The 7,613-nt window shown below is 71.0% G+C and carries 7 protein-coding genes and 1 pseudogene; 2 read left to right on the top strand and 6 right to left on the bottom strand.

Going from position 1 to position 7,613, the window contains the following annotated elements:
* Positions 1–78 precede the first annotated feature (78 nt).
* The 3 genes and pseudogenes from rplT to infC all read right to left on the bottom strand — a co-directional run bounded on the left by rplT (position 79) and on the right by infC (position 1,578).
* Entirely contained in the window at positions 79–462 is a 384-nt protein-coding gene (gene rplT, locus SSP08S_RS03870; RefSeq protein ID WP_019066261.1) for a 50S ribosomal protein L20, read from the bottom strand.
* Positions 463–564: 102 nt separating this feature from the next.
* On the bottom strand, positions 565–759 hold the full coding sequence (gene rpmI, locus SSP08S_RS03865) for a 50S ribosomal protein L35 (RefSeq protein ID WP_019065473.1): 195 nt from the start codon (positions 757–759) through the stop codon (positions 565–567).
* 107 nt (positions 760–866) lie between these two features.
* Positions 867–1,578: pseudogene (infC, locus tag SSP08S_RS03860) on the bottom strand (translation initiation factor IF-3).
* Positions 1,579–1,917: 339 nt separating this feature from the next.
* Between infC and SSP08S_RS03855 the strand changes: the two are divergent.
* The gene (locus tag SSP08S_RS03855) at positions 1,918–2,289 is read left to right on the top strand and encodes a DUF1844 domain-containing protein (protein WP_019066259.1); all 372 of its coding nucleotides are present in this window, start codon (positions 1,918–1,920) and stop codon (positions 2,287–2,289) included.
* A 4-nt stretch (positions 2,290–2,293) separates the two neighbouring features.
* Here the strand turns inward: SSP08S_RS03855 and SSP08S_RS03850 are convergent, their stop codons facing one another.
* Positions 2,294–3,028: an SseB family protein gene (locus SSP08S_RS03850; RefSeq protein ID WP_019066258.1), complete on the bottom strand. Its 735-nt coding sequence runs from the start codon at positions 3,026–3,028 to the stop codon at positions 2,294–2,296.
* Positions 3,029–3,178: 150 nt separating this feature from the next.
* On the opposite strand from SSP08S_RS03850, the gene SSP08S_RS03845 reads away from it, so the two are divergent.
* Positions 3,179–4,177, top strand: a complete 999-nt coding sequence (locus tag SSP08S_RS03845; protein ID WP_019066257.1) for a serine hydrolase — start codon at positions 3,179–3,181, stop codon at positions 4,175–4,177.
* Between the two features lie 48 nt (positions 4,178–4,225).
* On the opposite strand, the gene mycP is transcribed toward SSP08S_RS03845, so the two are convergent.
* Complete coding sequence (gene mycP / locus SSP08S_RS03840; protein WP_019066256.1) at positions 4,226–5,401, bottom strand: type VII secretion-associated serine protease mycosin; 1,176 nt, start codon at positions 5,399–5,401, stop codon at positions 4,226–4,228.
* A complete protein-coding gene (locus tag SSP08S_RS54780) occupies positions 5,398–6,270 on the bottom strand; it encodes a hypothetical protein (RefSeq protein WP_019066255.1) in 873 nt (290 codons plus the stop codon). Before SSP08S_RS54780 ends, mycP begins: the two co-directional genes overlap by 4 nt.
* Positions 6,271–7,613 lie beyond the last annotated feature (1,343 nt).

The raw sequence follows: 7,613 nt of genomic DNA, 5'->3' as shown, positions 1-7,613 counted from the left end.
CCACAACGAACCCGCACTCGACAAAGGACCCGCAGGCAAGAAACCTGCGGGCCCTTCAACTCACGGCGAGAGCCAGCGTCACGCAGCCTTGGGCGCGTTCACATCGCTGGGCAGAGCCTTCTGAGCAACCTCGACCAGCGCGGCAAACGCACCGGCGTCGTTGACAGCCAGCTCCGCGAGGATCTTGCGGTCGACCTCGATGTTGGCCGCGTTCAGACCCTGGATGAAGCGGTTGTACGTGATGCCGTTGGCGCGGGCAGCCGCGTTGATGCGCTGGATCCACAGCCGACGGAAGTCGCCCTTGCGCTTCTTGCGGTCGTTGTAGTTGTAGACCAGCGAGTGGGTGACCTGCTCCTTGGCCTTGCGGTACAGACGCGAACGCTGACCGCGGTAGCCGGAGGCGGCTTCGAGGATCGCCCGGCGCTTCTTGTGGGCGTTGACTGCCCGCTTGACGCGTGCCACTTGTTTAACTCCTTGTAGCGGGGCCGTGGTTGGACTCACACGGCCCGGAATCGATGGGGTCCCGGTCCAGACGTACGGCGCTCAACAGGAGCGCCGCGTACGTCACTTGCCGAGAAGCTTCTTGATCTTCTTGGCGTCGCCCGGGGCCATCTCGGCGTTGCCGGTGAGGCGACGCGTCACACGGGACGACTTGTGCTCGAGCAGGTGGCGCTTGCCGGCGCGCTCGCGGAGCACCTTGCCGGAGCCGGTGATCTTGAAGCGCTTACTGGCACCGCTGTGCGACTTGTTCTTCGGCATAGCGCCGTTATCTCCTCGTCGGTGGCGCTCCGATGCCCGGTCGTGAAACCGGGCACGGTGGAGCGTCGCTCTTGTATCGGTTACATCCCTGGACTGACGTCCGGGGATCAGGCGTCGGCGGACGCCTCGGCCGGGGCCTCGACCTCGTCGACGATGTCCTCGCCCACGCTGTTCTCGTCCTCGACGTCGGACTCCGCGGCGTTCTGCGACTTGCCCGGGTTGGCCTTCGCTTCCGCCTTGCGGGCGGCCTGGGCCTCGCGGGCCTCGGCCATCGCCTCGGTCTTCTTCTTGTGCGGGCCGAGCACCATGATCATGTTTCGGCCGTCCTGCTTCGGGTTCGACTCGACGAACCCGAGGTCCTCGACGTCCGAAGCCAGACGCTGCAGCAGTCGGTAGCCCAACTCGGGCCTGGACTGCTCGCGACCGCGGAACATGATCGTGATCTTGACCTTGTCGCCCTGCTTCAGGAACCGGACGACGTGACCCTTCTTGGTGTCATAGTCGTGCGGGTCGATCTTCGGCCGGAGCTTCATTTCCTTGATGACCGTGTGCGCCTGGTTCTTGCGCGCCTCACGGGCCTTCATGGCCGACTCGTACTTGAACTTCCCGTAGTCCATGAGCTTGCACACGGGCGGACGGGCGTTCGCCGCGACCTCGACCAGGTCCAGGTCGTATTCCTGCGCAAGCTCCAGGGCCTTAGCAAGCGGCACGATGCCGACCTGCTCGCCACTGGGACCGACCAGTCGCACTTCTGGAACGCGAATCCGGTCGTTGATGCGGGGTTCGGCGCTGATGGATCCTCCTCGGTTAGCACCACACGGCCATCTGGCGGACGGCCGCGTTTGTCTCGATAGACAGACCTAACCGCGCCGAAGCACAAAAAATGCCCCGGACGATCACAAGACGGGGCTCCAAAGCACTGCCGGAGCACCGCCGCGATGATCGCGGGGCGCGCTTTCGGGCGACTCCATCGTCCGTACGGAACGATGGCAACCGCCTGACCGGGGGTGACCCGCCGTCCGTGAGGACAGTCAGGTGGGAGATCGGAGCCTCCACTTGTTGGCCGGGCACGCGAGTGCCTGGCCGGTCATCACACAAGGTTAGCAGCAACCCGGGGGTGGTGCGAACCGCCGTACACCGGGCCCTATCGTGTGGGGCATGAGTGACACGCCCCCCGAGTCCGTGAATCCCGACTCCCCCGACTTCGACGCCCTGACCCGCGACATCGCGGAGGTCCCGGCGGTCGAGGTGATCGTGACGGTCGCCGTCAACCTGATGAGCGCCGCCGCGGTGAAGCTCGGTCTGACCGACGAGGGCGACAAGTACAAGGACCTGGACGAGGCCCGCAAGCTGGTCACCGCCCTGGCCGGGCTGCTCGACGCGAGCGCGACCGAGATCAGCTCCTTCCACGCGGCCCCGCTGCGCGACGGCCTGAAGTCGCTCCAGCTGGCGTTCCGTGAGGCGTCCCTGGTCCGCGACGAGCCGGGCCAGGGCCCGGGCGAGAAGTACACGGGCCCGGTCTACGGCTAGCGGCTCACCCCATACGTACGTACAAGGGCTCGCCCGGAGGCGTCGCCCCGGCCGGCAGCACCGCCAGGTCGAGGCCGCGCACCAGGCGGGCCCTCAGCGTCTCCTCGGCGGCGAGCCGGCGCGCGACCGCGTGGATGCCTGCGGCGTGCGGCGCGGCGGGCTCGAAGACGAGGGCGAGGGTGCCGTCGCCCCGGCCGGGGCCGAGGTAGGCACGAAGCACCCCGCGCACGTCGGTGAGCGCGGCGCGGACCGCCGCCGCGACCGCCGGATCGGTGAGCGGGTCCACGCTGGTGCGCCCCTCGGCGAGGGCCAGCAGCGCGGGCCCCGACAGCTCGAAGGACACCGGCCCGGCCAGGTCCAGCACGATGGTGTCCGCCTTCTCGTGCACGGCGGCCTGCAGCGCCTGGTGCAGCGGTACGGCCACGGGGCGCGCCGCCGGATCCCAGCGGGCCAGCGAGTCGCTGGAGGTGAAGGCGGGCAGCGCGGTGCGGCCGCCGGCCTTCAGGGTGGGGACGGCCATGTCGCTGGTCTTCTCGCGGCGCAGTCCGTTCTCGTCCACCTCCACCTCGCCGAGCACGGCCACCACGGGCACGAGCAGCCGGGCGCCCTTGAGGGCCGCCAGCACGGGATCCACGGCGGTGCGGTCCTCGGCCCAGGCGGCGAGCGCCGCGCTCAGTGCGGGATCGGCCGAGCCGTCGTCGTCGGAGTAGCCGGAGTCGGGAATGTTCTTGTTCGCCACGGTGACCGACCCTATCGGGGGGATCCTGCTGGGCTTGTGCGGGTCCTGAAACGCAGGAGACACAGGTTTCACACGTTTCTCAGAATCCGTTGACAGACATCTAACTTTCGCCTCACGGTTCGCACAGTCGCCGCCCCCACCATCGCGGGCATGGAGTCTTCCAGAGCCGCCCGCCGAAACCACCGCGCGCGTCCCTCCCGGCGCCGTCCGCTCCTCTACACCGCCCTCGCGACCGTGGCGGTCGTGGGCGGTACGGCGGCCGGAACCGTGTACGTGAAGGCGCAGGCGCACTCCGGCCCCGTATCGTCGTCGACGGCGCCGTCCGCCTCCGCGTCGGCGTCGGCATCGGGCAGCGGGGAGGCGACGGTGGAACCGGTGACGCAGCCGGCGGTGGACTACGACGCGCTGCTGGCCGAGGCCATGAAGACGGTGACCCCGGCCGGCGACCAGAAGGTGTCGGTCGCCGTCCTCGACATGGACTCCGGTGAGAGCGCCACGTACGGCAGCACGGCCTACGACACGGCGAGCATCGTCAAGGTCGACATCCTGGCGGCACTCCTGCTGCAGGCGCAGGACGCGGGACGGCAGCTGACCGCGACCGAGAAGTCGTACGCCACCACGATGATCGAGAACAGCGACAACAACTCCGCTACGGCGCTGTGGAACAAAATCGGCACGGCGGACGGGCTCGACGCGGCCAACAAGAAGTTCGGGCTGACCGGCACCAAGGGCGGCGACGGCCCGCTCTGGGGGCTGACGCAGACCACGGCCGCGGATCAACTCACCCTGCTCCAGCAGGTGTTCGGGGACGACTCCAAACTGAGCTCGGCCTCGAAGTCGTACATCCAGGGGCTGATGGGGAAGATAGAGGCCGACCAGCAGTGGGGGGTGTCGGCGGCGGCCGACGGCTCCAAGTGGCGGCTGAAGAACGGCTGGCTGGCGCGGAGCACGACCGGGCTGTGGGACGTCAACAGCATCGGGCGGGTGACGGCACCCGACGGGCACGAGTACCTGATCGCGGTGCTGTCGAAGGGCAGCACGACGCAGAACAAGGGGATCACGCTGATCGAGGCGGCGGCGAAGGCGGGGGTCGCGGCGTTCGCGGGATCCGACTCTTCCACGTCGGCTTCCACGTCGGCCGGCGACTGACCCGTCCGGGGGCTCCTCCGGAGTCTCCTTCGGGGTCCTCTGCGGGCTCTAGAAGCCCTCGGGCCGTTTGCGTCGGCCGCGCCACAGGACGACCGCCGCGACGAGCAGGACTCCGCCGACGCTGCCCGCGAGGGGGCCCGCCCAGTCGGACGTACGGCTGTCCGTCTTGACGGGGTCGGGTCCCGCGCCGAAGTACTTCTTGCCGTAGGCGGCGGCGTGCAGGCTCGTCGGCTTGAGGGCCGCGGCGGCCTTGATCGCGGCGGCCGGGTCGATGAAACCGAAGCCGCGGGAGTCGTCACGGCCGCCGACCGGGGGGTTGCGGGCGGTGTCCTCGAGGAGCTTCTTGATCTGGGCCGGGGTCAGCCCCGGGTGGGCCGCCTTGATGAGCGCCACCGCGCCCGAGACGAAGGCAGACGCGGCGCTGGTCCCCCAGCCCTCGTAGTACTTGTGGTCGGGGTCGGCGATGACGACGTTGACGCCGGGCGCGCTGACCGTGGCGTACCAGCGGCGGGTGGAGAAGGAGGCGCGGGTGCCGTAGCGGTCCACGGCGGTCGCGGCGATCACGCCCGGGTAGGCGGCCGGGTAGGAGACGTGGTCGCCCTTCTCGCCGCCGTTGCCGGCGGAGGCGACGACGGCGACGCCCTTCTTCAGGGCGTACTGCACGGCCTCGTCCTCGGCGGGCTCGGGGTGGGCGGAGGCGGAGTCGTCGCCGAGGGAGAGGTTGATGACGTCGGCGCCGTGGTCGGCGGCCCAACGGATGCCGTCCGCAAGGGCGTTGCCACGGGTGGTGCGGGCCTTGCTGCGCGCGGAGTCGCCGTCCTCGAGGATCACGCGGACGGGCAGGATCTTCGCCTCGGGGGCAACTCCGACCACACCGTCCTCATCCCCCGGACCGTGTCCGTGCCCGGCGATGATGCCGGCCATGGCGGTGCCGTGGCGGGCCCAGGCCCGGTCGCCCGGCTTCGCCCCGAAGCCGACCATGTCCTTGCCGGTGAGGACGTTGCCGACGAGGTCGGGGTGGTCGGCCTCCACTCCGGTGTCGAGGACGGCGACCGTGATGCCCTTGCCCTTGGTGGTCGCCCAGACCTCCTGGGTGTGCATGGCGTCCAGGGCCCATTCCTGGGCGCGTATGCCGTCGGCGTGCGCGACGGTGGACGGGACCAGGGCGAGGGAGGCGGCCAGGAGGGCGCTCACCAGCCCGGCGCGGCGGGATGTGACGCTCATGAATTCCCTCCCGAGGCCTTCGAGTTCGCCGAGGCGCCGGACGTTCCCGACGTCTGTGAGGCGGAGGTCCCGGAAGGTGAGTCGACGGTCTTGCGCAGGCTCCGCTCGACCCGGTCGGCGAGCCCCTGCGCCTCGTTGCCGAGTCCCGACTGCGAGGGGGCCGTGGTGGAGCCGGAGGTGACGGCTTCGTCGGCGGGTTCGGGCGCGTCGACGGTACGGCCGTCCGCCCAGCCGGAGACGGCGTAGACGACGACGGGCGCGTCGGTGAGGACGGAGACGGTCCAGGAGGCCCGCTGTTTGTCGCCGAAGCCGGCGGCGAGGGTGCCCTTCGCGGCGTACGGGCGGGGCAGGAGGTCGGTCCGGTCGCCGAGCTTCTCGTTCTTGAACCGGGTGGACAGCGAGGTCATACCGGCGGTGTCGGCCTTGGTGAAGAGGAGGCCGACCGTCGTGACATAGCTCTGGGTGGCGTCGGTGTAGGTGGCGCGCAGGAGCCGCTGGCAGCCGACCGGGGCGAGCACCTTGCTCAACAGCGGGTCGAAGGCGCCCGTACAGCCGGTGTCCGGGGCCACGGCGATCCGGGTCCAGGTGCGGTCGGCGCCCCCGGGGCCCGCGCCCTGTCCCTGCACAGTGGGCGGAAACAACTGGTCGACGGGCACGCTGTGCCACAACTGCCCGGCGGCGGCGAAGGTGCTCGCACCGCCGTCGTCCCCGTCGTCGCCGGTGAGCCAACTCCCGGTCACCGCACCGCCGATGAGCCCGAGCCCGAGTACGACGCAGGCGGCGACGGCGGCCGTACGGGACCGTATCCGCGCCCCCAACGGCCGCGGCCGCACCCGCTCGTCGTACCCCTCGGGCTCCCCGAACGACACAACCGGCCGCCCGCCGCTCGGGGTTACCGGCGCGCTCCACGAAAAGGCGGGATCGGGACCGGGGTTGCCCCCGGGCCGCGGCATCTCGGAGGCGGGGCGGACGGGGGTACCGGGGGCGGCGGGTGACCATGCGCTGGCGCCCGTGTCGTCGGAGCCAGGGGCCGCGACGGGCTGAACTGGGGTACTGGGAGCGGCAGATGCCCAAGGGGCGGTGCCGGGGGTGTCGTCGGCGGGCCGAACCGGCTTGCCGGGAGCGGACGTTGACCAGGAGCGGGTGCTGGACGAATCTTCGGCCGGCCGAACCGGCTTGCTGGGCGGGGCCGATGACCAGGTGCCGCTGCCGGTGACGTCGTCGGCGGGCCGAACCGGCGTACTGGCAGCGGCGGATGACCAGGCGCCAGTGCGGGTGCCTTCGGCGGTGGGCGTGGAGGAGCCGGACGCCGTGGGTCCGGCGGGAGGGGCATCGGCGGGCCGGGACCCGGCAGTTCCGGTACCAGTACCAGTACCGGAGGAGGGATACGGCGCACCGGAAGGCGACCACACACCGCGCGCGGGCGCACCGTCAGTGGGATCCGTGAACGATTCACCCCGCCAAGGCGCACCGGGGGGCGGCATCCTCAGCCGAGAGGTGTCTTCCGACGGTTCCTCGGGAGCGACAGCCGGACGCGACGGGGTCGTCGCCGGGCGGGCGGGAGTGTCGCGTTGCCGGTCGGCCGTCGGCGGTGCGATGTCGGTCGCGGGGCGGGGCGGGACACCGGAACTGGGAGGCGTCGCCGGCCGGGACGGTTCCTGCCGCAGCCGATCGGAGACCTGAGGCGGAGCCTCACCACCGGGCCGGGCCGGAACAGCAGAACTCGGAGATGCCGCCGGGCTGGACGGCTCCCGCCGCGAACGGTCGGACGACTGACGCGGAGCCTCACCCGCAGGGCGCGGCGGAACAGCAGAACCGGGAGACGTCGCCGGGCGGGTGGGGTCCTGGCGCGGTCGGTCAGGGGCCTCGCGTGGAGCCTCGCCCGCAGGGCGCGACGGAACAGCGGAACCGGCAGGCGTCGCCGGGCGCGTGGAGTCCTGGCCCAGCCGATCGGACGACCGACGCGGAGCCTCACCACCGGGCCGAGGCGGAACAGCAGAGCCGGGAGGCGCCGCCGACCGGGACGACTCCTGGCGCGGTCGCTGGGAGGTCTCTCGCGGAGCCTCGGTCGCAGGAGGCGGCGGAACAGTAGACCCAGCACGCGCTACTGGGTTAGACGGCTCCTGCCGCGACCAGTCGGACGACTGACGCGGAGCCTCACCCGCAGGACGCGACGGAACAGCGGAACCGGCAGGCGTCGCCGGGCGCGTGG

Origin of the sequence: Streptomyces hokutonensis (genome assembly GCF_000376565.1) — a bacterium.
Classification (GTDB): Bacteria; Actinomycetota; Actinomycetes; order Streptomycetales; family Streptomycetaceae; genus Streptomyces; species Streptomyces hokutonensis.
This window is presented reverse-complemented; position numbering and strand designations above follow the sequence as displayed.

What these genes read in the sequence shown, in the direction of transcription:
- rpmI (WP_019065473.1), bottom strand. Translation starts at nt 759, where the DNA reads ATGCCGAAGAACAAGTCGCACAGCGGTGCCAGTAAGCGCTTCAAGATC.
- SSP08S_RS03855 (WP_019066259.1), top strand. Translation starts at nt 1,918, where the DNA reads ATGAGTGACACGCCCCCCGAGTCCGTGAATCCCGACTCCCCCGACTTC.
- SSP08S_RS03845 (WP_019066257.1), top strand. Translation starts at nt 3,179, where the DNA reads ATGGAGTCTTCCAGAGCCGCCCGCCGAAACCACCGCGCGCGTCCCTCC.
- mycP (WP_019066256.1), bottom strand. Translation starts at nt 5,401, where the DNA reads ATGAGCGTCACATCCCGCCGCGCCGGGCTGGTGAGCGCCCTCCTGGCC.